Here is a 237-nt window from a genome sequence, read left to right as displayed (position 1 = left end):
TGGGGAAATGTATGTTGATGGCGCTTCTTACAATGCAAGTGGAACTGATTTTGCACAAATGTTTGAATCAGCAGACAATAACCTTATTGAGGTAGGTTATTACGTTACATTTAGTAGCGAAGAAAAAATTCGGATTGCTACATCTAACGATTCATTCATTTTAGCAATATCAAGTGCAACTCCCGCTCTTATAGGAAAGAGCGGTACTTCAAGCTGGCAAAAACGCTATAAACCAGA

Annotated in this window: 1 protein-coding gene; it reads left to right on the top strand. The window is 38.0% G+C overall.

Going from position 1 to position 237, the window contains the following annotated elements:
• Nucleotides 1-237, top strand: a 237-nt coding sequence (locus KVT31_RS29985) for a peptidase G2 autoproteolytic cleavage domain-containing protein (RefSeq protein WP_302747108.1), incomplete at both ends; no start/stop codon positions are given.

Source organism: Bacillus sp. GbtcB14, from assembly GCF_019091205.1.
In the GTDB taxonomy this organism is placed as follows: domain Bacteria; phylum Bacillota; class Bacilli; order Bacillales; family Bacillaceae_G; genus Bacillus_A; species Bacillus_A cereus_AG.
This window is presented reverse-complemented; position numbering and strand designations above follow the sequence as displayed.